General features: G+C 46.9%; 19 protein-coding genes. 9 read left to right on the top strand and 10 right to left on the bottom strand.

Annotated features, from left to right (window positions below):
• Positions 1 to 76: 76 nt before the first annotated feature.
• Positions 77 to 1075, bottom strand: coding sequence for an aldo/keto reductase (locus tag Q1A40_RS09760; protein ID WP_299999637.1), 999 nt, complete (start codon positions 1073 to 1075; stop codon positions 77 to 79).
• A 197-nt stretch (positions 1076 to 1272) separates the two neighbouring features.
• Entirely contained in the window at positions 1273 to 2103 is an 831-nt protein-coding gene (locus Q1A40_RS09755) for an undecaprenyl-diphosphate phosphatase (RefSeq protein ID WP_299999636.1), read from the bottom strand.
• A 365-nt stretch (positions 2104 to 2468) separates the two neighbouring features.
• On the opposite strand from Q1A40_RS09755, the gene Q1A40_RS09750 reads away from it, so the two are divergent.
• A complete protein-coding gene (locus Q1A40_RS09750) occupies positions 2469 to 3638 on the top strand; it encodes a 5-methyltetrahydropteroyltriglutamate--homocysteine S-methyltransferase (RefSeq protein WP_299999635.1) in 1170 nt (389 codons plus the stop codon).
• Between the two features lie 58 nt (positions 3639 to 3696).
• Here the strand turns inward: Q1A40_RS09750 and Q1A40_RS09745 are convergent, their stop codons facing one another.
• Both Q1A40_RS09745 and Q1A40_RS09740 read right to left on the bottom strand, forming a co-directional pair.
• Positions 3697 to 4734, bottom strand: coding sequence for an NADP-dependent oxidoreductase (locus Q1A40_RS09745; RefSeq protein ID WP_299999633.1), 1038 nt, complete (start codon positions 4732 to 4734; stop codon positions 3697 to 3699).
• Between the two features lie 244 nt (positions 4735 to 4978).
• Positions 4979 to 6085: a nickel/cobalt efflux protein RcnA gene (locus Q1A40_RS09740; RefSeq protein WP_299999631.1), complete on the bottom strand. Its 1107-nt coding sequence runs from the start codon at positions 6083 to 6085 to the stop codon at positions 4979 to 4981.
• 121 nt (positions 6086 to 6206) lie between these two features.
• Here Q1A40_RS09740 and rcnR point away from each other — a divergent pair, with 121 nt between their 5' ends.
• A complete protein-coding gene (rcnR, locus tag Q1A40_RS09735) occupies positions 6207 to 6479 on the top strand; it encodes a Ni(II)/Co(II)-binding transcriptional repressor RcnR (RefSeq protein ID WP_299999629.1) in 273 nt (90 codons plus the stop codon).
• A gap of 150 nt (positions 6480 to 6629) precedes the next feature.
• On the opposite strand, the gene Q1A40_RS09730 is transcribed toward rcnR, so the two are convergent.
• Positions 6630 to 6983 carry a hypothetical protein gene (locus tag Q1A40_RS09730; RefSeq protein ID WP_299999627.1) on the bottom strand — a complete coding sequence of 118 codons (354 nt, stop codon included), beginning with the start codon at positions 6981 to 6983 and terminating at the stop codon, positions 6630 to 6632.
• A 465-nt stretch (positions 6984 to 7448) separates the two neighbouring features.
• Here Q1A40_RS09730 and Q1A40_RS09725 point away from each other — a divergent pair, with 465 nt between their 5' ends.
• Entirely contained in the window at positions 7449 to 8525 is a 1077-nt protein-coding gene (locus tag Q1A40_RS09725) for a LacI family DNA-binding transcriptional regulator (RefSeq protein ID WP_299999626.1), read from the top strand.
• A gap of 143 nt (positions 8526 to 8668) precedes the next feature.
• Entirely contained in the window at positions 8669 to 11740 is a 3072-nt protein-coding gene (locus Q1A40_RS09720) for a beta-galactosidase (protein WP_299999624.1), read from the top strand.
• A gap of 207 nt (positions 11741 to 11947) precedes the next feature.
• Here Q1A40_RS09720 and Q1A40_RS09715 read toward each other — a convergent pair whose 3' ends face one another.
• The gene (locus tag Q1A40_RS09715; RefSeq protein ID WP_299999989.1) at positions 11948 to 12112 is read right to left on the bottom strand and encodes a hypothetical protein; all 165 of its coding nucleotides are present in this window, start codon (positions 12110 to 12112) and stop codon (positions 11948 to 11950) included.
• Between the two features lie 223 nt (positions 12113 to 12335).
• Here Q1A40_RS09715 and Q1A40_RS09710 point away from each other — a divergent pair, with 223 nt between their 5' ends.
• From Q1A40_RS09710 to Q1A40_RS09695, 4 genes are all read left to right on the top strand, one after another.
• A complete protein-coding gene (locus Q1A40_RS09710; RefSeq protein ID WP_299999623.1) occupies positions 12336 to 14450 on the top strand; it encodes an alpha-galactosidase in 2115 nt (704 codons plus the stop codon).
• A 41-nt stretch (positions 14451 to 14491) separates the two neighbouring features.
• Complete coding sequence (melB, locus tag Q1A40_RS09705) at positions 14492 to 15838, top strand: melibiose:sodium transporter MelB (protein ID WP_299999621.1); 1347 nt, start codon at positions 14492 to 14494, stop codon at positions 15836 to 15838.
• A gap of 74 nt (positions 15839 to 15912) precedes the next feature.
• On the top strand, positions 15913 to 17166 hold the full coding sequence (locus tag Q1A40_RS09700) for a carbohydrate porin (protein ID WP_299999619.1): 1254 nt from the start codon (positions 15913 to 15915) through the stop codon (positions 17164 to 17166).
• 23 nt (positions 17167 to 17189) lie between these two features.
• Entirely contained in the window at positions 17190 to 17846 is a 657-nt protein-coding gene (locus Q1A40_RS09695; protein WP_299999617.1) for a MalM family protein, read from the top strand.
• 166 nt (positions 17847 to 18012) lie between these two features.
• Here the strand turns inward: Q1A40_RS09695 and Q1A40_RS09690 are convergent, their stop codons facing one another.
• The 4 genes from Q1A40_RS09690 to Q1A40_RS09675 form a co-directional block, all read right to left on the bottom strand.
• Positions 18013 to 19485, bottom strand: a complete 1473-nt coding sequence (locus tag Q1A40_RS09690) for a glycoside hydrolase family 1 protein (RefSeq protein WP_299999614.1) — start codon at positions 19483 to 19485, stop codon at positions 18013 to 18015.
• Positions 19486 to 19508: 23 nt separating this feature from the next.
• On the bottom strand, positions 19509 to 21413 hold the full coding sequence (locus Q1A40_RS09685) for a beta-glucoside-specific PTS transporter subunit IIABC (RefSeq protein WP_299999612.1): 1905 nt from the start codon (positions 21411 to 21413) through the stop codon (positions 19509 to 19511).
• Between the two features lie 60 nt (positions 21414 to 21473).
• On the bottom strand, positions 21474 to 22304 hold the full coding sequence (licT, locus tag Q1A40_RS09680) for a BglG family transcription antiterminator LicT (RefSeq protein WP_299999611.1): 831 nt from the start codon (positions 22302 to 22304) through the stop codon (positions 21474 to 21476).
• Between the two features lie 204 nt (positions 22305 to 22508).
• Positions 22509 to 23138, bottom strand: coding sequence for a DUF1349 domain-containing protein (locus Q1A40_RS09675; protein WP_299999610.1), 630 nt, complete (start codon positions 23136 to 23138; stop codon positions 22509 to 22511).
• A 315-nt stretch (positions 23139 to 23453) separates the two neighbouring features.
• Between Q1A40_RS09675 and Q1A40_RS09670 the strand changes: the two genes are divergently transcribed.
• Positions 23454 to 24593 (top strand): alpha/beta hydrolase-fold protein, encoded by a 1140-nt coding sequence (locus tag Q1A40_RS09670; protein WP_299999973.1) that lies wholly within the window; start codon positions 23454 to 23456, stop codon positions 24591 to 24593.
• The last annotated feature ends 574 nt before the right edge of the window (positions 24594 to 25167 follow it).

The following is a 25167-nucleotide window of genomic DNA, read 5'->3' as shown; positions in this document are numbered from 1 at the left end:
CCTGCCGGTTTCTGTCTTGAATCATGAGAAAGATAAAGAACCGGGCAATCCCCGGTTTTTATTATAATGGCTGATTTCAGGCGTTAACGCCTTTCACGCCCTCCTCAGAATACCGCCCGCCTTTGATCTCAATACGCTGGTGAATATCGTTCAGTAATGCAATATCCGATTTGTCCAGAATGATGTCAGCCGCCTGCGCATTCTCAATCAGATAACGGATGTGTTTGGTTCCCGGAATAGGCACCAGCTTATCATACTGTGCGAGCAACCAGGCCAGGGCAATCTGACCTGGGGTGCAGCTGTATTTTTCAGTAATTGGCTGAATAACGTCAAGAAGTCGGGCGTTATGATCGAGACTGGACTGAATGAACCGTTCATTATTTTTACGGAAGTCTCCTTCCACAAAATCGCTGTTTTTACGGTACTTCCCGGTCAGAAAACCTCGCCCCAGAGGGGAGTAAGGCACCAAACCAATACCCAGATCTTTCACTGCTGGAAGAATTTCGTCCTCAATATCACGAGTCCATAACGAATATTCTGTCTGCAGGGCCGTAAGTGGATGCACAGCATGAGCCCGCCGCAGGGTTGCTGCCGAGACTTCGCAGAGTCCGATATGATTGATCTTACCCTCTTTGACGAGATGGCTCAGGCATTCCATGCTCTCTTCGATGGGCGTTGCCTGACTGATTCTGTGAAGATAGAACAGATCTATCCGCTCAGCGCCAAGCCTTTTAAGGGATTCATGGCAGCAACGAGTGATATAGTCAGGTTGATTATTGATGGTGCGGGCGTAGGACTCATCAGGTGAACGTTCAATTCCACATTTTGTGGCAATGGTAAATTGAGCGCGTGTAGCCTTATCAAGCCCGGCAAGAAAGTGGCCAATCAGCCGTTCATTATGCCCTCGTCCATACAAGTCAGCAGTATCAATAAAGGTAATATTCAGGTCGAGAAGCTTATATAACAACTGCTGGGAAACTTGCTCCTCTGTCTGGCCATAAAATTCGCTCAGTCCCATGGCGCCATAACCTACAGAACTGACCGAAAGGTCCTGGGATAAATTTCGAGTATTCATTATGTCTCCTTTTGAAGTTATCTGATTGTTTCACCTCGCTGGCAATTGATGAATTGTCATTTTCGTCATACAAAAAAAGTATCAAGACGGCGTCGTTCCCGTCTTTCGACATAATTTAAGGAGACAGAGATAAAATAAAAAAGCCGACAGTTCATTTACTCTGTCGGCTTCTGTGTGATAAACGGATACGCTGAGTTTTAGGCAGTCCAGTTAATAATACCGCTCCAGGAAGTCAGCAGAACAATAATACCGAAAGCAATACGGTACCAGGCAAAAGGTTTAAAACTGTTGCTTGAGACATAGTGAATTAACCAGCGAATACAAATCAGTGCACTCACAAAGGCAAACACCAGTCCAACTAAAAATAGTGGGGTATCAGATGCTTGCAGAAGATTACGTTCCTGCCAGATAGAATAGACGCCCGCGCCAATCAGCGTTGGGATACCTAAGAAGAAACTAAACTCAGTGGCACATTTACGAGACAACCCAATCGCCATTCCCCCGATAATAGTTGAACCAGAACGGCTGGTCCCCGGGATCAGGGCTAAACACTGTAGCAGGCCTAAATAAAGTGCGTCCTTCGCCGTCATATCATCCACATGACTGACCCTGACATGCCCCTGGGTTTCGCCTCGTTTTTCGACAATAAGAATAATAAAACCACCGATAATAAAGGCCAGAGCCACGGGTACCGCACTGAATAAATGAGCTTTAATCATGCTACCAAAAGCCAGTCCAAGCACCACAGCGGGTATAAAGGCAATCAGTATATTTCTGATAAATCGTTGAGCAACCGGGTCGGAAAACATGCCGACAATGGTATGAATGAGTTTCACTCGATATTGCCATATCACCGCCAGCATCGCGCCGGTTTGAATAGCAATACCGAAGACTTTCTCTTTTTCACCGGTGAAATCAATCAGTCCGCCAACTAAAATAAGGTGACCGGTTGAGGAAATAGGCAGGAACTCTGTCAGCCCCTCAACGATTCCCATCAGGGCTGCTTTTAAATAAATAAGATCCAGCACTCTAACTCCTTAGCAAATTTTTAAACCCAACATATTGTTTATACCCTGACAAATAATATCCGTTAGTCAGGAAAAAAATGACCATCAGCAATGAGTCTGCTTGTTCTGAAACGGCATGTGTTACCAGAAAAATATCATCGGTGACAAATATGACAATTTGATGACATTTTAATGACGTAGGGTAACTTATTGTCTTTCCCTAAAAATCACGGCGACTTAACATTTTTATGAATAAAACTCTCAGGCAATAAACAGATGATAACAACATGAATTTTTCTAATTTGTCATGACGATATTTCACCATCTGTTTGACCTGTTCAGGTATAGAATCTTCAGATAATTCAAATGATTCTGAGAGAAACAAAGTGAAAGATAATCACCACACCCCCCCGTTCCGTGCTGATGTTGTTGGCAGCTACCTGCGCCCTGACTATTTACATACGGCTCGTCGCCAGTTTACCCATGGAGAAATAGACCTGGTGGCTCTGACTGCTGTAGAAGATCGTGCCATTCGTGAACTGATTACTAAACAAAAATCGCTGGGTTTACCAGTGATAACCGATGGTGAGTTTCGTCGTAGTTGGTGGCATCTCGATTTCATGTGGGGATTGAATGGTGTAGAGAAAGCCAGTCTTTCACAGGGGTATGTATTTGACGGTATTGAAACGCGTCCGGAAACGGCGCGTCTGACAGGAAAAATCAGCGGTGAAAATCACCCTTTTATTGAACATTTTAAATTTATTCTGCCTTTCGCTGATGCCAACACTCTGCCACGTCTGACTATTCCCGCTCCGGCACAATTTTTAAAAGAATTACATCGTCCTGAGAATAAACAGGCTACAGAGAGCATTTATCCCGATCAGGCAGAGCTGGTCGCTGATATTGTCAAAGCCTATCAGCAGTTTATCAAAGCGCTTTATGCCGCAGGATGTCGTAATTTACAACTTGATGACTGTACCTGGGGAATGATGGTGGATGCCCGGTATAATAATGCTGGTGTGGCTATCTCTTCTCAGGATTGTGACTGTCATCCTTCAACTCATACGGTCGTCAGCAGTGATCTTGGTTCCCTCGCTGAACTCCTGCTCAATGTGAATAATGGTGCAGTTGAAGGTGCTCCTGAGGATTTAGTGCTGACGACCCACGTTTGCCGGGGTAACTATCGCTCTACCTGGGCGGCAAGTGGCGGTTATGCTCCGGTAGCTGATGCCTTGTTTGGTCGCGAAAATGTCGCCGCCTATTATCTCGAATTTGATACTGATCGGGCCGGAGATTTCTCTCCTCTTGCCGCAGTGAGCGGAAATAAACAGGTTGTGCTGGGGCTTATCTCGTCAAAATTTGGCCAGCTGGAAGATAAGACAACAGTGATAGCCCGTATTCGTGAAGCCGCACAATATGTACCCCTTGAACGACTTTGCCTGAGTACGCAGTGCGGTTTTGCTTCAACCGAAGAAGGCAATGCATTAACGGAAGAGCAGCAGTGGGCTAAAATTGAACTGGTTCAACAAATAGTCGCTGAAGTCTGGAAGGCATAGTACTTGCGCTGTCGAAAACGACATCAGACTCTTCTCTGAAGTCGTTTTCCATTAAATATTACGCAGGTGAACTCACCTTAATCACCATTTTGCCAAAATTTTCCCCACGCAAAACTTGATTTAATGCCGCCGGTGCATTCTCCAGCCCTTCCACAACTTGCTCTTTATAGTGAATTTTTCCTTCTGCCACCAGAACACTCATTTTTTCAAAAAATTCACCGAATCTGTCGCTAAAATCGTCAAAAATAATAAAACCACGCATCTGAATACGACGCTTAATCATCTCCATCATAATATATGACGTTCTGTCCGGTCCTTCAGGCAAACGGGTTGCATTATAGCTGGCAATCAGACCACATAAGGGAACTCGTGCACCGGTATTCAACTGCGGGAATACGGCATCAAAGACTTTACCACCCACGTTTTCAAAATAGACATCAATACCGTTCGGGCAGGCCACCGCCAACTGTTGCTCAAAATCCGCGGCGCGATGATCAAGACATTCATCAAATCCTAGCGTCTCTTTCGCATAGCGACATTTTTCTTCTCCACCCGCAACACCTACTACCTTACAACCCCAGAGTTTCCCGAGCTGACCCACAGTGGCGCCGACCGGACCTGTTGCCGCCGCAACCACCAGCGTTTCTCCCGGACGAGGCTTACCAATTTCTGCAAGTCCCATATAAGCCGTGAAACCGGGCATCCCCAGAATACCCAGAGCATAGGATGGATGTGCAAAATCGGGAGCCAGTTTAATAACCCCTTCACTGCCAGAAACAGAATAGGTTTGCCACCCACCCTGACTCAGCACCCAGTCTCCCGGCGCAAAACCTTCAATATTAGACTGTTCTACCTGAGAGACGGTCCCGCCAACCATCACCTCACCAATAGCCACCGGTGGCGCATAGGATTTACCACCCGCCAGCCGTCCGCGCATATAGGGATCAAGGGAAAGATAAACCGTGCGAAGCAACATCTGTGATTTTCCCGGTACCGGAACGTCTTGTTGAGTCAGTGCAAAGGTATGCTCATCAGGCTCACCTGACGGGCGAGATGCCAGAGTCCAGGCTGGATTGTTTTTTAAAACATGGCTCATCTTTTTTCCTCTCAAACTTATGTGTATAAGAACGCTTTTGTCACTCGGTTTGGCTGACTACCGGGATAAAATACCGCATCGGCACTCTGATGTTTTACCTCTTTGAGGCTAGCGGTCCCGGACGGTATCTTTTGAGCATGTTTATCCACTTTAAACAGGATAACAGCGACTGAATCGGTGGTTGAGATAATGTTATTACACACGAATGAATTAAATACAGGCTTTAATCGCTAAACATCTGTTATCAGCCGGTGAGCCCCAGATAGCCATGTATTCCCATATAAATTCCCACGCAGGCGATAAGCGCGCTGGAAAAGTAAGGTGCTCTTTTGGCTATTTTGTTAAAGCCGTCCCAGCGTTTTGCAACCTGACGCACGCTTATTGCTGCACCGACGCCGACGGCAACCAAGGTCAGAGCCAGTCCGATACTGAAACAGACTACCAGCGTTGCCCCCAAGGTTAAGGCCTTAAGCTGAATACAAATAAGCAGGACAGTAATCGCCGCCGGGCAAGGTATTAACCCTCCAGTCAGGCCGAATAACAGGATCTGGCCGTTGGTCACTTTTTTATCGGTAAAACGGCGCTTGATATCATCGGCATGGGCCCGTTCGTGCGCATCCTGATATTCCTTCGAATGGATATCCAGCCCTTCCAGGGAGACGTGGTCATGTTCATGAAACGAGAGTGCATACTCATGGGCATGGCCGTGATGACCTAATGAGAGGCGCACGGTAAAATCATGAGGTTCAGGGATCGCTAACATGGATTCTAAATACGTCCCTTTATCAACGAATTCAAAGCGCTGTGAAAAATCCGAGCCCTCCCGGATCGTCACCAGGGACACATCACCCGCAGCCCACTTTTTCCCCCGCACGCTGCGTAGCCGCCAGTGTGGGGCCTCTCCTTCTTCGAAAATGGATAACTCAACCTGACCGTGCCCGGTATCAATCAGACGAGATTCATCATGATGATGGTGATGTTCTTCTGCATGCATCGACTCAAGCCAGTTTTTCTCACCGCGCCAGGTTTGCCAGAACATCCAGAATGCGGTTGCCAGAATAATGATGGCAGAAATCAACTGTAGCCAGGGTTCAGTTGACTCAGCGGTGAATTTATTACTGATATACATACCGCCAAAAGCAATGAGCCAGACGATAGCGGTGTGTGACAACGTCGCCGCCAGCCCCAGCATCACCGCCTGTCGTACGGTTCCTCTGATAGCAATAATAAAAGCCGCCATCATGGTTTTTGAATGTCCCGGCTCCAGCCCATGAAGCGCACCGAGTAAGATGGCACTCGGGATGAAAAACCAGGCATTTCCTTGCTGCAACAGCGTCGCAAACTCGTTCATGATAATAGTTCTTATTTAAATGTGAGGGCTTAATTCTACTCCCCCCCAGTACAATATACTACCCCCCAGTAGATCTTGGATGCTATCATTCAAAAAACATCTAAGACTGTGAGGTTTATAAATGTCACATACCGTCCGGGATAAGAAAAAAATTATCGCGCGCACCAATAAGATCCAGGGCCAGGTTGCCGGGCTTAAAAAAATGCTTGATGAACCCCATGAATGCGCAGCCGTCCTGCAACAAATTGCGGCGATCCGTGGTGCGGTAAACGGGTTAATGCGGGAAGTCATCAAAGGACATCTTGCAGAACACGTTGTTCATGAAAATGATGAACAGAAGCGTGAAGAAGACCTTGAGGTGGTGTTGAAGGTGCTGGATTCTTATATAAAGTAATGCGATTTATTTTCTTTTATTGCCTTATTTTTCCTCACCTTTTCCAGAAATACCCGCAGAATAACGGGTTGTGCATGCAATAAAAAACCGATTAAAAAATCAGTCATCCAGGGATGACAACGCCCCTTGTGTCTCTTGTTTATTCGCGGTTTATAACATTTCGCCAATAAGCTTCTGGCCTTCATTATCACTTGGGATTTCCTTTGATTTTCCTGAGTAATAAAGTATTAACCAGTAAATAATCATATTTATTAGTAGCTGCATTTTGAATCTGGATACGGAGACGATTTTAGCTATTTTGGGTGTCAGTCGATTCGATAATGCCGGCAATGAAGATATCAAATGGACGGTCTTATGATCCCACTGACGGACGATTAAACGCGTATAAATCTCCTCAAACCGCCCTTTCTTTGATACCAGAAAATATTGCCATAGCTGCTGATTGACCGGGAGATGTTGACATCTCAGAAACCAGCCAATGGTTTTCTCTTCAAGCTCACCCATCAGTGTATCCAGCTCAGTTTGTGATAACTCATGCATGTTTTTGCTCCATTTACGTGACAGACAGATCGTGAACTTTATCCAGCCGAAGATAACACCAGCAGACAATGTGTGGATTATGATATGCACTGTCAATTTGTGCAAGTTATTGATGTATTAATTGCTCGATTCAGCGTGATTTTGATTGGTGCGGAATGACAATGGCAAGATCTCATCACCAGGCTCGCTGACGTTCTGGTTCATTCTTTTCGGCCCCGCGTCTTCCAAAAACAGCCGTTAATCTTGCTTTAATCCAACGACAATCATTCAGATAACACGGCTTAATTCAGAGGGATAACACAGTATTGATTTAAAGATCGTTGTATATTGGCCTGCTGTGCACTGTCCTGGAAAAATGCTATGATATTTCACGTAATTTACAGGGGCTGAGAACCTTCACTCGCTCGAAAACTGACAAGGATCCCCGGCATGAAACCGAAGTCTGCAACCCTTTATGATGTCGCTGAACACGCCCAAGTTTCCTATCAGACAGTCTCCCGGGTTATCAACCAGGCAGCACATGTTTCAGAGAAAACCCGCCTCAGAGTTGAAGCGGCGATGAACGCACTGAACTATATTCCCAATCGCATGGCGCAGCAGCTGGCCGGAAAACTGACCCACACACTGGGCTTTGCCACCAGTAACCTGGCGCTGCATGCTCCGTCACAAATTGTTGCTGCGGCTAAGTCACGCGCCGGTGAACTGCAGTTTAATGTCGTGATATCCATGACCGAACAGTCAGGGATTGAAGCAACAAAAGCGGCCGTCAGTCAGTTACTCTCCCAGCGTGTCGATGGCATTCTGGTCAATATTCCCATGGAAGATGAACAGAGTCAGGAAATTGTCCAGCTTTGCGGTTCTATTCCGGTACTGTTTCTTGACGCCTCACCCGACTCCGAAATGCACCATATTATTTTCGATCCCCAACAAGGGGCTAAGCTCGGTGTTGAACATCTGGTTGAACTGGGACATCAAAAGATAGCCCTGCTTGCGGGTCCGCTCAGTTCCATTTCTGCGCGTCTGCGTTTTGAAGGCTGGAATGCCGGGCTTGCCGCTCACCAGCTTGCACCAATGGCCGTGATGCACGGTGACTGGAGCTCTCTTTCCGGTTACCAGCATGTCACACAACTGCTGAATGAAGGCACGATTCCTTCTGCGATACTGGTCGCCAACGATCAGATGGCGTTAGGCGCATTACGCGCACTCTCCGAGTTCGGTTTACCCGTCCCGGGAGCCATCTCAGTGGTCGGTTATGATGATACCGAAGACAGCGCCTGCTTCACCCCACCACTGACCACTATCAAGCAGGACTTCAAAAGACTGGGCAAGGTGAGTGTGGAACGCCTGTTGGCGCTTATCGCAGGTGAAGAGACGGTATCCGAATTATTGCCTGTCACGCTGATTGAACGTAAAACCACAAGTAAACCACAAGCAAACGCCGTATCGGCTCAGCACCTGGCTGAAGAGCTTACTCGCCTGGCCCGCCAGGTTTCCCGCCTGAAATAACGCGTTCTCAGTGCCCCTATATCGGGGCAATTATTGTGAATTTCATCACCCTCTATCGTAATGATGCTTTACAAATGTCAGGTATCCTCGCATAGTAACTAAAATTGTGAGCGGATAACAAAATCACTCAAGGAACCTGAATCATGAGCCAAAGACCTCTCTCTTTAGCCGCCGTACTTGCCCGTCGCGACTGGGAAAACCCCGCCGTCACCCAGCTTAATGCACTGGCTGCGCATCCGCCTTTTTCCAGCTGGCGAACAGCCGATGATGCCAGGAAAGATACGCCATCAACTTCAATCCAAAATTTGAATGGCCGCTGGGCATTCAGTTATTTTACTCAGCCAGAACAAGTGCCGGAAAACTGGCTGGAAAATGACCTGGAGAGCGCCCACAGTACAGAGGTTCCCTCTAACTGGCAGATGGCGGGTTATGATGCGCCAATCTATACCAATGTCACCTATCCTATTCCGGTCAACCCCCCTTTTGTGCCTGCAGAAAACCCAACGGGCTGTTACTCGCTCACATTTAATGTCAACCCGGACTGGCTCTCCAGCGGGCAGACACGTATTGTCCTCGACGGCGTTAATTCGGCCTTTCATCTCTGGTGTAATGGTCAGTGGGTAGGCTATGCCCAGGACAGCCGTCTGCCGTCAGAATTCGATCTCAGCCAGGTACTGGTTGCGGGTGAAAACCGCCTTGCCGTCATGGTACTGCGCTGGAGCGATGGCTCTTACCTTGAAGATCAGGATATGTGGCGTATGAGCGGTATTTTCCGCGATGTCACTCTGCTACATAAACCCGATACCCGACTGGCCGATGTTCAGATAACCACCCGGCTTAATGATGATTTTACCCGTGCAACGCTGGATGCACTTGTGGTGGTTGAAGGCAATATCACTGATGCGGATCGGGTTGAAGTCCAGCTTTGGCTCGGTGACAGCCTGATAGCCGAGGCTCAACAAGCAATTGAAAGTGATATTATTGATGAGCGCGGCCGTTACAATGACCGCACGACTCTGCGCCTTCCTGTAGAGGCTCCTGAACTCTGGAGTGCTGAAATACCGACGCTGTACCGTACTGTGGTACAGCTAAAGCGCGGTGAGAGTCTTGTTGAAGCAGAAGCTTACGACACTGGCTTTCGAACCGTGAGCATCACTAATGGCCTGCTGACCATTAACGGTAAGCCGCTGCTTATCCGCGGCGTTAACCGTCATGAACACCATCCGGATAACGGTCAGGTGATGGATATTGAGACAATGCGTCAGGATATTCTGTTGATGAAGCAGAATAACTTTAACGCAACACGCTGCTCTCACTACCCTAATCATCCCCAGTGGTATCGTCTGTGCGACTACTACGGATTATATGTTGTCGATGAAGCCAATATCGAAACCCACGGTATGGTCCCGATGAACCGTCTGAGCAACGATCCGCGTTGGCTGCCAGCCATGACCGAACGCGTCACACGTATGGTACAGCGTGATCGTAACCATCCTTCGATCATTATTTGGTCGCTGGGCAATGAGTCAGGACATGGCGATAACCATGATGCCCTGTACCGCTGGATAAAATCTAACGACCCGAGCCGTCCGGTACATTATGAAGGCGGCGGCGGTAACAGCACCGCTACCGATATTATTTGTCCGATGTATGCCCGTGTTGACGAAGACCAACCCTTCCCGCAAGTACCGAAGTGGTCAATTAAAAAATGGGTCGGTATGCCTGGAGAGTCACGTCCGTTGATCCTCTGTGAGTATGCCCATGCTATGGGTAACAGTCTGGGTGGTTTTCATAAATACTGGGAAGCCTTCCGCCAGTATCCTCGCCTGCAGGGTGGCTTTATTTGGGACTGGGTCGATCAGTCACTGAATAAACGGGATGAAAATGGCCAAACCTTCTCGGCCTATGGCGGTGATTTTGGCGATACGCCGAACGATCGCCAGTTCTGTATGGATGGTCTGGTTTTTGCCGATCGCACGCCACATCCATCCTTGTTTGAAGCTCGCCACGCTCAGCAGTTCTTCCAGTTCCGTTTACTGCCGGACTTGCAGCTAGAAGTGACCAGTGAGTATCTGTTCCGTCACAGTGATAATGAGAAACTGGTCTGGAACGTTAAACTGGAAGGTGAAACCCTGGCCAGTGGCCATGTGGCACTTGATATTGCGCCTCAGGGGCAGCAAATCATTCGTCTTGATTTACCTGAAATTTCCCGTAGCGGTCAGGTATGGCTGAATATCGAAGTTCACCAGAACTCAGCCACCAGCTGGAGTGACGCCGGCCACATCTGCGCCCATGAACAGTGGCAGTTACCGGGAATACTGTCCGATATAACAGAAGTTGCTGAGGGTAATGTCCCGGTTCTGACCACCACTGACACTGACTACCAAATTCAGCATGGCGATCAACAGTGGCTGTTTGACCGTAAGAACGGCCTGTTGACTCAGTGGACGAGCCGGGGTGAGAACCTGCTACTGACCCCATTACAGGATCAGTTCACCCGTGCCCCTTTGGACAATGATATTGGTGTCAGTGAAGTGACACGCATCGACCCTAATGCCTGGGTTGAACGCTGGAAAGCAGCCGGACACTATCGGATGGAGAGTCGTGTTGTCAGCCTTCATGCGGATATTTTGTCGCAAGCTGTCCAATTGCGTTCAGTACATCACTGGCTGGCTGACGGTAAGCTCCTGTTTATCAGCCGTAAAACCTATCTGATTGATAACCAGGGTGAATTGAAGATTGACGTTGACGTTGATATCGCTCGCGGAACTCCTGCCCCGGCCCGTATCGGCCTGACCTGCCAGTTGGCGGATATCGACTCAGAGGTTACCTGGTTAGGTTTAGGGCCACATGAAAACTATCCTGATCGTCTTCATTCCGCACGCTATGATCTCTGGCAACGCCCGCTGGCGGATATGTATACCCCGTACGTTTTTCCGAGTGAAAACGGCCTGCGCTGTGGAACCCGTCGTCTTGACTACGGCAACTCTCGCTGGAGTGGTGACTTCCAGTTTAATCTGAGCCGTTATAGCCAGACGCAGCTACGCGAGACATCTCACCGTCATCTGCTGGTTGAAGAACCTGGCACTTGGTTGAATATCGATGGTTTCCATATGGGCGTTGGCGGCGATGACTCCTGGAGCCCGAGTGTGTCACCTGAGTATCTGTTACAACAGCAACATTATCACTACAGTCTGCGCTGGGCCCGTCGTTAATTCCACGAGAGAGTCCTGTAAACGGCGGCCCGTATGGCCGCCGTTTTTCATTGTGCGCCTGTCCACTCCCCGTTATCTGAGACTGACCTGACTGAGTGATTCAAATAAATAAGCATTCAAAAATTTCTGGCGAAATGAACCATTAAAACGTTCCTGGCGCAGGATTTCCTCTCGGTTATTACCAGCCCTTTTTTGCGAAAGGCTCCTTCATGGCATGATTTTCAGGCCTGAATCAGCAAGCTTCAGGATATTAACGATCTGAGTTTCAGTAAATCGTGCTTTTTTCATTTTGACCTCTGCAAATGCAAAGGCAGAAAATCTAATTGAAGACGCCAGGAGTGATCCTGCCTCCTGCCGATTAATAAAAACCATTTTCGCCTGTGGTGCTTAAATAATTGCAACCCGCTCACATATTAAAACAATCCATAAATATCAATACCATGCGGTTATTTTATTTACAGTTAATCAATGAAAATTTCCATTTTTGTCGAAAAAAACAAAAACACAACAATTTTTGAGTGAGCGGTCACAATTACATTCTGTAATGGCTGTTAATATCTTGGTTATCATCAGGCATTTTTAACAGGACGACGTGATGGAACCAACGCGCTTTCTATCAGGAAACACCTCTACTTTGTGTATCGATCCCGCTAATGGCGGTGAGATCCTCTACTGGGGGCGTAAACTTGTCCCAAGTCACGGGGCTAAACTTGCGTTAAGTCGCGCGGTACCCTACGGGCGACTGGATACCGATACCCCTGTATCACTGATGGCTGAAAATGGCCGGGGTCTGTTCGGCAGTCCGGGGATCGAAGGACAGCGTAATGGCCTGCACTGGTCACCCGTTTTCACTATCAGAAAAATAGAAGAAACTGCCGAAGGTTTAGAGATCCACAGTGAAGACTCTGCTGCAGGCCTGCGCGTCACCTCACACCTACTGTTTGATCGCGACTGCGATGTCATCAGACTCAGCCATACTTTGACCAATACTGGCGATACAGCCTACGATGTTGCTCGTCTGGCCATCACCCTTCCCTTGCCAGAACGCGCCAGTGAATGTCTTTCCTTTTACGGTCGCTGGGTTTATGAATTTCAGCAACACCGCCACTCACTGATTCATGGCGGCTATCAACAGGAAAACCGTCGCGGTCGTACCTCGCATCAGCACTACCCGGCACTGATCGCCGGTACCCCGGGCTTTGGTGAAAACCATGGCGAAGTCTGGGGCGCTCATCTTGCCTGGAGCGGTAACCATCGTATGCGTATCGACGTCAAAGCCGATGGCCGTCGCGTGCTGCAAGCCGAAGCGCTGTATGTCCCGGGTGAAATTCGGTTGCAGACAGGAGAAAGCGTGACCACTCCTCTGCTTTATGCAACCTGGAGTGGTCGAGGTCTGAACGGTATGAGCCAGCAGTTCCACAACCATATTCGTCGTCAGCTGCTTAGCTTCACCTCAGCTAAACCTCGCCAGGTTCACCTCAATACTTGGGAAGGGATCTATTTCGACCACGACCCACAGTACATCATGGAGATGGCCACCCAGGCCGCTGTGATGGGCGTGGAGCGTTTTATTATCGACGATGGCTGGTTCCTTGGCCGCAACGATGATAAAGCCGCATTAGGCGACTGGATTGTCGATGAGAAAAAATATCCGCAGGGTCTGGAGCCCGTCATTGCCCATGTTCTGAAACAAGGTATGACTTTTGGTCTGTGGGTTGAGCCGGAAATGATCAGCAAAAACTCCGAACTCTATCGTCAGCATCCTGACTGGTTACTGCAATTGAGTGACTATCAGCAGCCGGTTGGCCGCAATCAGTATGTATTGGATCTGTGTAACGACGAGGTCTTTAATTACTTATTCGAACGCCTTGATACCCTGCTGAGTCGTTACAAGATTTCTTATCTGAAGTGGGATATGAACCGCGAAGTGGTTCAGCCTGGCCACGAACACCGCCCGGCACAAACGCGCCAAGTGGAACGCGTCTACGCCTTGATGGCAGCATTACGGGCGAAGCACCCGGAAGTGGATATTGAATCCTGTGCGGCCGGTGGCGGGCGTATCGACTATGAAATTCTGCGCCATGTTCAGCGTTTCTGGCCATCAGACAATAACGATGCCCTTGAGCGTCATGCTATCCAACGTGGTTTCAGCTACTTCTTCCCGCCGGAAGTGATGGGTGCTCATATTGGTGCGAAAAAAAGTCATTCTACTCGTCGGGTTTCAGATATCCATTTCCGCGGTATCACCGCGCTGTTCGGTCATTTAGGTATCGAGCTGGACCCGCTTAAAGCCTCTGAAGAAGATAAAGCCGGATTTAGCCGTTATATCGAAATCTATAAAAAATATCGTCAGTTGATTCATGAAGGCACACTCTATCGCCTCGACAGTGATGACTCCGCAGCACAAAGTATTACCTCTGTTGTTTCGGCAGACCGCCGCCAGGCGCTGGTTGCCGTTGCTCAACTGGCTATGCCTACCTGGGCGCTGAGCGGTGCGCTACGTCTGCAAGGACTGGATCCCGATATGACCTATCGTGTCAGCGTTATTGATTCGGCTGAAAATTTCCGTAATGGCATTGTCAGTACCCAGCCTGCCTGGGTGGCTGATGGCGTTGAATTATCAGGTGACTGGTTGCAACACGCAGGTCTTGCGATGCCCGTACTCGATCCTGAATCTGCGGTGCTGCTGCTGGTTGAAGCACAGAATTAATTTTTCTCTGATCTGATGTCTTAAAAAAATAAAGGAAAAATATGAGTATCAGCAATACAAGTAAGCTCTCCTACGGTATCGGGGCGCTGGGCAAGGATCTTGCCTGTTCAATTGTTTACCTCTATTTGATGTTTTATTATACCGATGTTGTCGGTCTTTCAGCGGCCTTTGTTGGCTCGCTGTTTTTATTTGCCAGAATTTGGGATGCAATAACAGATCCGATAATGGGATTAATTGTTGATAATACCCACAGTCGTTTTGGTAAATTCCGTCCTTGGATTTTAATTGGCACTATTATTAACTCTGTCGTGATGATTGGCGTCTTTATTGCCCATGAATTTACCGGTTTCTGGCTTTATTTTTATGCTTCTGTCTCTTACATATTATGGGGCATGACCTATACCATTATGGATATTCCTTACTGGTCAATGATCCCCTCATTAAGCAAAGAGAAAAAAGAACGCGAAAAAATTGTTGTTATCCCTCGTCTGTTCGCAAGTCTCGCCTGGCTGCTGATGGGTGCCTTTGGTCTGAAAGCGATTGACTGGCTGGGTAATGGCGATAGCGCCAGCGGTTTTGTCCGTATCAGCATGGTTATTGCCGTCTTCTTTATTATCAGCGCAGTAATAACCGTCATTAACGTGAAAGAAACTGTCGATGTAAAAGTCAGCAAACCAAAAATCAGTTTCAAAGATATGATCAATATCATCACTCAAAACGATCAGCTCAAAGCACTGATTGGTATCGTTCTGAGTTTTAATATGGCGATGCAGTTGGCGGGCGGATTTGCGATTTATTACTTCGCCTACGCCATCGGTAATAAAGACTTGTTCCCGGTGTTTATGATGCTTTCAGGTGCAGCAGAAATTGCCGGTCTGCTGCTGTTTCCGAAAGTGGTTGCCAGCCTTTCACGCCCAACGGTCTGGCGTCTGGCCTGTTTATTCCCGCTGTTAAGCTGTCTTATCCTGCTGTTCTCCAGCATCTTTATGCCAGACAGCCAGATTCTGGTTGGTCTTTCGGGTGCGCTACTGAAGCTGGGCTCAGGCTTCTCGCTGGCCATGGCAACCGTGATGCTGGCTGATGTCGTGGACTATGGTGAATATAAAACCGGTATGCGCAGTGAAAGTATCATCTTCTCGGTACAAACCATGCTGGTAAAAGCAGCTGCTGCTTTCGCAGGCTTCCTGATTGGTATGGGTCTGACCGTTATTGGTTATATTCCGAATGAAGTTCAGAGTGCTGATACTGTATTAGGCATGCGCATATTAATGATCGGTATTCCCTTTGTCTTAGTTGCCGCCAGTTATTTAATTTACCGTCGCTATTACAAACTCAATGGTCAGTATCATGACGATGTTATGGCCGCCTTAGTTGAGAAACGTAGTTAATTTTCACCCACTCGCCGGCAGTATAGTGCTGCCGGTAACACCACTCGTTTAATAAATACAGCATGGAATTTTTTATGATGACTCGCCGTGGTCTTTTACCTCTGCTCGCGTTAGCTTTGCCTTTTTCTGCCTCCGCCGCTCAGCTGGAAAACTTTACTCCCATCGGTTATGTAAAATGGGGGAATATTTATACCAATAATAAAAACAGAAATGATGGCAAAGGAAAACTCGACACCGTTATTCGCGCCTCGGAAGGTTTTGGTAATTACCGCTTAGGTAATGAAATGAACTGGTGGGAAGGTGGATTTAAAACTGATATTACCACCGACACAGATGCTATTTTTGATTTCACCTGGTATATCGGTAGCGGTGATTCCTGGGGAGACGTGGGAACTCTGCAAACCTGGGCTTCAGTCTATAATATTATCCCCGGTCAGCCCAATGCGAAAATTTGGGTGGGCAAGCGCTTTTATCAGCGCTATGAAGTCCATATGATTGACGTTAAATACTGGGATGTCTCTGATAACGGTACTGGTCTGGAAAACGTCGATTTTGGTTTTGCCAAAGGTAGCCTGGCCTGGCTGGCACCAGAATCGAGTGCTGACCAGCGCGCTCTGCACAATATTGACGTACGTCTGAGTGAGCTGAAACTCTCTGACGATGCTGATTTAACCACCGGTATCAACTACGTTTTCACCCAGAACTCCAGCTACAATCAGAAAGACATCACCACCGATGGTTCCATGTTGTCGATGATTTATCGCCAGGCCTGGTCAATGGGTAGCAACTCCCTGGCTTTCCAGTACGGACGTGATGCACTGGCAGGCGGCCTGATGAGTGCTGAAGGTGCCAGTTCAACCAAATATAACACTGGCGTTAACCATAACGGTTACAGTTGGCGTGTCTTCAACTATGGTGAAATCAACTTCACCGATAATATTCAGAGTATGTACTCCATCGCCTGGCAGGATCTTAATCTCGATAATAAGAGCGGGATGACCTGGTTCAGTACCGGTTTACGCCCGCAATATAGCTGGAATGAATATCTGGCAACCGCGCTGGAATTTGGCTACGAGCGTGTTGATGCTCAGAACAATGCTGGCGTCAACGATATGTATAAAATTACCCTGGCACAGATGATCCAGGCTGGTAAAGGAGTTTGGGCTCGTCCCGCATTACGTCTGTTTGTGACCTGGTCAGATTCTGATACCCAGTGGGAACGCCTCAACAGCTACGGCGAAAAGTATAAGTATGCTGCACCGGTGAAAAGCGACAAAGGAAGCACTGAAGAAGTCACCTTTGGCTTTAACTTCGAGCTGTGGTGGTAGTGGATAACAATATTCGGGAACCTATGATGAAAAAAATAATACCTATGGCCTTGGGCCTGCTGTTGCTGAGTGGCTGTACCCAGCCCGTCACATCAACTCAGGACACCAGCATCGTCACACCGGTCGCTTGCTGCACCGCACTGAATCAACTGCCAGTGCAAAGTTTTAACGGGAAGTCATCGTTAAAACTGAATTTTGACGCACAAACGCCAAAAATCAGCGAAGACAACAGCAGTGTTCGCGCACAGGTTGTCGCGCTGCCGAATACCGACACGGCCTATACCCTTGAGTTTACTGCCCCCTTGACCCACGAGCAGTTCCTCGCCGTACAAGCCGTGGTCTACGATGCAGACTGGAAACCACTGCAAAAGTTGACCTATAAGGACTTTGTCTACCGTACCCCTGCGGTACTGCAAAGCCATCGCCTGTTTGCCAGCATGCTGGTACAGCCCGGTATGAAAGCACCGCGCTGGCTGGTGATTTCAACTGTCACGCATCCAGAACCTGACCGTGTGAAGTTGATTCCAGAATCCACTATTTACGCCGAGAAAACTCAGGTTGAAGCCCCCCTGGAGCTGACCAGATACGGTACTGCCAGTGAAACCGGACCACTTACTGTACGGATTAGTCGTTTCAGCCAGCTGGCGAATGAACTGATTAATGTGGTGACGGGAGGATAATACAGTTCAGTCTTGATCCTCGCTGATGTGAGGATCAAGACTGCTGATAAAGCAGGAAAAAGCGGATTGTTCTTTGTTTCAATAGTTCAGAATTATTTACCTGCCACCCTATTTATCGATTAGCCAGACGTGTTCTTCAATATCCGCCTGATGAAAATCCATTACGCTAGATTTCTTCGCCATTAGTGGCAATCACATTCTGATACCAGTAGAAGCTTTTCTTTCTCAGGCGATTAAGGGTTCCGTTACCATAGTTATCCTGGTCTACATAGATAAAACCATAGCGTTTAGCCATTTCAGAAGTGGAAGCACTAATTAGATCAATCGGTGCCCAGGAGGTATATCCCCATAATTCCACGCCATCTTTAACGGCTTCTCTCATTTCACGGATATGTCCCTGGAAATAGGAGATACGATAGTCATCAATAATCTGATTATCCGGGCCCAGGGTATCCGTGGCACCCATACCATTTTCAACCACAAACAGCGGGATCTGATATCTGTCGTACATATCATTCAGCGCAATACGTAGCCCTACTGGGTCTATCTGCCAGTCCCATTCTGTTTTTTCCAGGTATGGGTTTTTCACACCGCCGGCAATATTACCGCTCACTTTATCCATTTTATCAGCGTTAATACTGGTCACCAGTGACATGTAGTAACTGAATGAGAGGAAATCAACCGTATGCTGGCGCAGGATCTCTTCATCACCCTGCTCCATGGCTATCTGTATATTCTTTTCTGCGAACCGACGGTTCATATGGCTTGGGTAATAGCCCCTGATTTGCACATCAGAGAAGAAATAATTGAGCTGATTTTCTCTGTGAGCAAGTAACATATCATTCGGATCGCAACTCTCGGCATAGGTCAGCAGGCGGGTAAGCATACAGCCGATTTTTGACTCCGGAATAATATTATGACAATGCTTAACCGCCAGTGCGCTGGCAACAAATTGATGATGTAAGGCCTGATACAGCACATTCTCTATTTCGCCTGAGGAGAAGCGATCCGGTACGATACCGCCAGTAGTAAAGGGATGGCGAATAATACTGTCTATCTCATTAAAGGTTATCCAGTATTTCACTTTGTTCCGGTAACGCTCAAAAACGCTGATAGCAAATTTCTCAAATAAGCCCACGACTTTTCTGTCGAGCCAGCCATTGCATTCATTAACCAGATGAATGGGCATTTCATAATGTGACAGTGTCACTAATGGTTCAATGTTATTTTTAATCATCTCATCGAACAGGTCGTCATAAAAACGCAGCCCTTCTTCATTTGGCTGGTCTTCCGTTCCATTCGGGAAGATACGCGTCCAGGCAATAGAGACGCGTAATACTTTGAAGCCCATTTCACCAAACAATGCCAAGTCTTCTTTATAACGATGATAAAAGTCGATACCGCGGCGTTTTGGATAGCAACTGATGTCGGTAGCCGCAATAGCATCCTGAATTTGCCGATCGCTTATGGAATAATGTTTTTCATATTCTCCGCGCCCCAGCGCATCGCGATAGACCGCCATATCTGCGGTTGACAGCCCTTTTCCGCCCTGGTCTGAACCACCCTCTACCTGATTTGCGGCAACCGCGCCACCCCAGAGAAAATTATCAGGGAATCCGGTGATTATTTGTTTAGACATACAGTATCTCCAAGTCAGTTTATTTATTCAGGCTGTAAAGTGAGTAGATGATTTCCAGACCGCACAGTCTGTTGCTCTGTGGGGATTATCATTCGATAATCAGAAGTATTAGATACGACGACAGGTGTAGTCAGGTCATATCCTTCGGCACGGATAGCGTCTATATCAAAGGAAAGAAGCAGCTGGCCAGCAGTGACGCGTTCACCTTCACTCACTGAGGCAGTAAAATATTTGCCATTAAGGCGCACGGTATCGAGCCCGACATGAATAATAATCTCGGCTCCATCGTCAGAGGTTATGCAGATAGCATGATGGGTATGAAATAGTTTGCTGATGACACCGTCGACCGGGGAATAGACCAAACCCTCTTCTGGAATAATGGCAATTCCCTCACCCACTGACTCGCTGGCAAATACCGGATCCTTAACCCTGTCGAGTGGAATAACGGTGCCCATTAATGGCGAGATAAGATAATTAACAGGCAGAGTTCCCGCCGCAGAGACCGGTTTATCAGCCACTGTGACTGCATCAGAGGCTTGAGCAGGACTCATTTTAACGGCAGTGTCAGAGCCGATTTCTTCATCAAATCCGAACAAATAGGTCAGTATCGCTGAGAGTCCAAAAGCCATGCTTAACCCGATAAGGTAGTAGGCAAAGGTATCGGTCATAAAGGCAGGAAGTGTGGTAATTGACGGGAAAACGTAAGCGATTACCGTAGTACCCATACCGCCGACGAAACCACCTGCGAGAGTACCGGCAATAATGGATGCAACAAGCGGACGTTTATATTTCACCGACAGTCCATAGACTACCGGCTCTGTAACACCAGCAAATAGCGCTGGGATCATCGCTGACAGCGCAAAAGACTTCAGTTTTTTATCTTTTGCTTTCAGGAATACACCCAGCGCCACGCCCGCCTGAGAGAACGTCGCCATCGCGGCCGCGGGTTTGATAGTATCCGAACCATGCATAGCAATATTATTGATCATGACCGGCACCAGACCCCAGTGCAGACCAAACATCACCAGGATAGTCCAGCCTCCGCCAATCAATGCGCCGGTCAGTATACCGCTGACACCCGTCATATAGCTGATAGCATGACCAATACCATCACCGAGATAAACACCGATAGGGCCAATAACGATAGCAATAGTTGGCACCATAATCAGTAATCCGAGCATCGGTACTGCAACAGACTCGATACTTTGATGGATGATTTTTTTCAGGAATCGCTCAACATAGGAGTAGAGCCAGATAGACAGAATTGCCGGGATCAGCGTGGAAGAATATTTCATCAACACCACCGGGATACCCATAAAGGTCACGATATCGCCGGGCGCTTGCATCAGTCCGATAAAATTAGGCTCAAGTAATGCGCCAACAATCGCTACGCTAACAAAGGGATTGGTACCAAAAGAGCGGGCACAGGAAAAGGCCAGAAATAATGGCAGAAAATAGAATACGCTGTTGCTAGCCGCGGCGAGAATTTTATAAGTACTGGTATCGGCTGCCAGTAAGTTATAGGTGGTCAAGATAACCAGCAGCGCTTTAATCATACCCGCTCCGGCAAGTGCCGGTACCACAGGGACAAGAATCGACGACATTTTATTAAAAACAGCGCCAACAATATTTCCTTTACCTGATTTTTTTTCTGCTGTTGCAGGCGAGTCGGTAGTGGAGACTAATCCGGCAGCATAAATAGCGTCATATATTTTAGTAACATTATTACCAATAACAACCTGACATTGCTCATTACTATTTATCGCCATGATGACACCGGGCAGGCGATTCAGTGCTTCAATATTAAATAATGCTGTATCACGAAGGGTAAAACGTAATCGTGTAATACAGTGTGTTAAATGGGTAACATTCTCTGCCCCACCTAAATTAGCGATTATTTTTCGTGCCAGATCATCAAATTCGGACATGGTGAGACCTCAATTCTGGAATTGATTTTAGGATATAGCTATTTTTTAATTCAATACTAATTATTCGTTTCTAAGATTTTCAGTATGAATAGTTAAAAACATCACTTCATCATCAGTTAATTTTCTACCGTAATTTTTCTTAATGAAGTCGCTTATTTTCACTGCACACTCATGTGACTCGCTGTATTTCATTGAAACCAGTTCATTCAGAGAACCATCTCGATTATCCACATATGAGTTACTTAATAAGCGGTGGGCAAAAAATTTAAGATGCGTCACCAGTCGCTGGAAATTTAGTGACTCTTCTTTGTACTCGATGCGGAAATGATACTTAATAATATTAAGTGTTTCCTGAATGATTTTAGAGACATCACTGACATCAGGCATTGTGCCGTCTTGCTGGGCATTGAGAAGATGCAGCGCGACAAACGCAGCTTCATTTTCATCAAGTGCGGTGCCAATTTGCTGATTGATTTGATCTATGGCATCACTACCAATACGAAACTCTTCGCGATACAGCCTCTTTATATCCCAGAGTAGCTGATTTTTAATCCGCTTCCCGAGGCGGTCACGTTCAATGGCGAAATTAAGGTGATCAAGCAGTGATGCATAAACACTTTTGTGTATATTACGATCAAGTCTCACTTTTGCCTGACCGACTATCTCGGAGACAATATGAAAAAGTGACTCAGGAATATCAGAATAATAATCCTGACCAGAAGTCAGGTTAATATTTTCATCGTGGCGGTATATTTTTTGGGAAAGAGAAGGGTCAATGATATCGCCGGTTTTTTTTCCAAAACCGATACCTTTACCAATGATAATACATTCATGGTTTACGGCATCATGTGCCACGACAACATTGTTATTAAGAACCCGTTGAATACGCATATTTTACCCAAAAAAAAAGGCAAAACATAAAAAGAGTTATGACTCTTTCTAGGTTTTGCCTGTTATTCACAGTTACAATCCAGTTTTTAATTAACCATAAGCCGATAAACTTAGCAACGGTATTTTACTTGGACCAGATAATAACTGTGAACTATTTCACATATTCAGCCTCAGCAATGCAGGCCGCGATGCTGAGGCTGAATATCAATTCCCGTCTCTGAGCTGTGCAAGTGTGGTATTAGTCAGCGAAATATTGCCAAATTCAACCTTACACCCTGATCCGTTTGGTGACTGTGCCATAAAGCCCAGGGTCATACTCCCGGTGGTTTCATGGGCGGACTCATCAAATGAAAAGGCGCGGATAAAAATCCAGCGATTGCTTTCCACTGCGGCATGAAACGAATAAACATTTTCTTTACGGGATATACGCAAATCAACTCTCGAACCGGCTACCACAAAAGCATTGGCATCATCTGACGTTTTGCCTTTGTTTACTACCGATACCACCATTGCCTCACCATCCGGAGAGTATTCAAAACACAGTTTGGCCCAGACTTGTTCACTTGCTCTTAGCAGCAGCACACCGGCATCAAATGTCTCTTTGAAGTAGACCGTAACTGTTGAAGATAACTGGAAATCACCAACAGGTGCAGATGTCATCAATGTAGCAGCATCATGACGCGGTGCGGCTGCCGAATCAGGCTGATTACATGAGGGATCAATATAAATATCACTGACTGGATGGGCTATTCCAGTCAGAATTTGCTGCTGTTCATCAACAGACCACTCAGAACCTTTCGAGGCTAAAAACACTTCTGGAACGAAACCGTGCATATCATTCTCCATGTTAATGCTGGGATAATAGTGGGACAAATATTAAGGAAAAGTCGATAAAGACATTGTTTATTTTTAACTTGAAATATTTATTCTGTTTTATATTTTTATAACTGCCGAGGGTGGCAGACAGCCATTATTGGCGGAAACGGCTACTCTGAAAAGGAAAATAGTTCTCTTTAAGCAGAAATAACCACGCAGTAACAACTCTGTATCCTATATATAACCGACATCACATTTTTTATTGATTAAAATCATTATGATAAAGAAAATCATAGAGGAACACTGCCAGTGAAATATAACCTAATCGCACTTATTCTCACCCTGGCCTCATCAGGTACTATTGCAGCCCCCACGCTACCAAGTCCGGATCCTTCCATTCCTCTGAATCAGTATATTACTGCACGCAATGCGGATAACAGTATGACTTATCGTCTGTTTGCTCCCGCTGCCCAAAAAGTTTCTGTGGTCACGGGGGATACTCCACAAACTTATGCGTCGCACGAGATGACGAAGAATGAACGGGGTGTCTGGGAATGGAAAAGTGGAACCATGGAGCCCGGTTTATACGAATACTTTTTTGATATTGATGGTTTTCGTTCTGCTGATACCGGCAGCCGTTACCAGAAACCACAGCGTCAGGTTAACACCAGTTTGACGCTTATTCCGGGAAGTATTTTAGATGAGCGTGCAGTCCCCCATGGTGAAGTGCGTGATATCGCCTGGCATTCTGCGGCATCGAAAGCGGAAAGACATATTTATGTCTGGACACCACCTGGCTATACCGGAACGGGTGAAAAACTGCCAGTACTCTATTTTTATCATGGCTTTGGTGACACCGGGCTTTCTGCTGTTGAGCAAGGTCGTATTCCACAAATAATGGATAACTTGCTGGCTGAAAAGAAAATCAAACCGATGCTGGTGGTGATACCCGATACTGAAACCGACGTTCCGGAAGCTGTTCCTGAAGATTTTCCGCCAAAAGATCGCCGCCAGACGTTCTATCCTCTTAATGCCCAGGCTGCTGATAATGAACTGATGAATGAAATTATTCCACTGGTTGCCGAGCGTTTTAATGTCCGTTCAGATGCCAATGGCCGTGCGCTGGCAGGGCTGTCTCAAGGTGGCTATCAGGCACTGGTTTCCGGCATGAACAATTTGGACAGTTTTGGCTGGTTGGCAACATTCAGTGGCGTAACGACAGAAACTGTGCCAAATAAAGGTGTCGCAGCCCAACTTAACAAACCTGAGGATATTAATCGCCAGTTGAATAACTTCACTCTGGTGGTTGGGCAAAACGATCTGGTGACAGGGGCTGATATTGCCGGACTCAAAAAAGAGTTAACCCAGAAAGGTATTCATTTTGATTATAAAGAATACCCAGATTTAGGCCATGAAATGAATGTCTGGCGTCCGGCATACGCTGATTTTGTCCAAAAGCTGTTTAAAGAGTAAATATCAACCTGTATCTCACTCTTAGATGTTGATAAAGCTGGCGGATGTGCATTATTAATGCATCCGCCTATCGCTTATACCCTAAATAATTCGAGTGACCTGTAGGCGACAAATTCAGCCCGGCGATGAGCATACGGCAGGAATACAGGACAGGATGTGGATAGAATAATAATTACAGTGGAAATATAGATGGTATTTTATCAAAACACTCACCCCCTGATATTGCATCTAATTCAAGGACATTAGCGTACTTCAATAATGTAAAACCAATAACAAATAGTCAGCTGTAACTCTCGTGGATGCTATCATGAATTTAAGGGATGCTTTGTACCCATAAAAAATGCACCTTAGTCAGTGGGATATGCCACTTTTGGGGTGCAGTTCACACAGGATGAGTCTTTACGTACTTATCGGTAATTCACGCTTGTCATCTCACTACACAGTCTTGGCCTGAAGTTTAAAGGCGCTTACCGCTTCAGCCAAGGCTGAAGCTTGTGCTGTGCGCCGAGCATGGCGCGTAGCGCCTTGATGGGCGCTGTCTGTTGACTGTGGTGGTTAACAGACGACTTGGAGG

It is taken from the genome of uncultured Cedecea sp. (genome assembly GCF_947498825.1).
GTDB lineage: Bacteria > Pseudomonadota > Gammaproteobacteria > Enterobacterales > Enterobacteriaceae > JGM124.
Note: the sequence above shows the minus strand (reverse complement) of the source record. Positions and strands in the feature narration are given on the sequence as shown.

Excerpts from the sequence above, each read along its gene's own strand:
- Q1A40_RS09760 (WP_299999637.1), bottom strand. The coding sequence starts at position 1,075 with ATGAATACTCGAAATTTATCCCAGGACCTTTCGGTCAGTTCTGTAGGT.
- Q1A40_RS09745 (WP_299999633.1), bottom strand. The coding sequence starts at position 4,734 with ATGAGCCATGTTTTAAAAAACAATCCAGCCTGGACTCTGGCATCTCGC.
- Q1A40_RS09740 (WP_299999631.1), bottom strand. The coding sequence starts at position 6,085 with ATGAACGAGTTTGCGACGCTGTTGCAGCAAGGAAATGCCTGGTTTTTC.
- rcnR (WP_299999629.1), top strand. The coding sequence starts at position 6,207 with ATGTCACATACCGTCCGGGATAAGAAAAAAATTATCGCGCGCACCAAT.
- Q1A40_RS09730 (WP_299999627.1), bottom strand. The coding sequence starts at position 6,983 with ATGGGTGAGCTTGAAGAGAAAACCATTGGCTGGTTTCTGAGATGTCAA.
- Q1A40_RS09725 (WP_299999626.1), top strand. The coding sequence starts at position 7,449 with ATGAAACCGAAGTCTGCAACCCTTTATGATGTCGCTGAACACGCCCAA.
- Q1A40_RS09720 (WP_299999624.1), top strand. The coding sequence starts at position 8,669 with ATGAGCCAAAGACCTCTCTCTTTAGCCGCCGTACTTGCCCGTCGCGAC.
- Q1A40_RS09715 (WP_299999989.1), bottom strand. The coding sequence starts at position 12,112 with ATGGTTTTTATTAATCGGCAGGAGGCAGGATCACTCCTGGCGTCTTCA.
- Q1A40_RS09710 (WP_299999623.1), top strand. The coding sequence starts at position 12,336 with ATGGAACCAACGCGCTTTCTATCAGGAAACACCTCTACTTTGTGTATC.
- melB (WP_299999621.1), top strand. The coding sequence starts at position 14,492 with ATGAGTATCAGCAATACAAGTAAGCTCTCCTACGGTATCGGGGCGCTG.
- Q1A40_RS09700 (WP_299999619.1), top strand. The coding sequence starts at position 15,913 with ATGATGACTCGCCGTGGTCTTTTACCTCTGCTCGCGTTAGCTTTGCCT.
- Q1A40_RS09695 (WP_299999617.1), top strand. The coding sequence starts at position 17,190 with ATGATGAAAAAAATAATACCTATGGCCTTGGGCCTGCTGTTGCTGAGT.
- Q1A40_RS09690 (WP_299999614.1), bottom strand. The coding sequence starts at position 19,485 with ATGTCTAAACAAATAATCACCGGATTCCCTGATAATTTTCTCTGGGGT.
- Q1A40_RS09685 (WP_299999612.1), bottom strand. The coding sequence starts at position 21,413 with ATGTCCGAATTTGATGATCTGGCACGAAAAATAATCGCTAATTTAGGT.
- licT (WP_299999611.1), bottom strand. The coding sequence starts at position 22,304 with ATGCGTATTCAACGGGTTCTTAATAACAATGTTGTCGTGGCACATGAT.
- Q1A40_RS09675 (WP_299999610.1), bottom strand. The coding sequence starts at position 23,138 with ATGCACGGTTTCGTTCCAGAAGTGTTTTTAGCCTCGAAAGGTTCTGAG.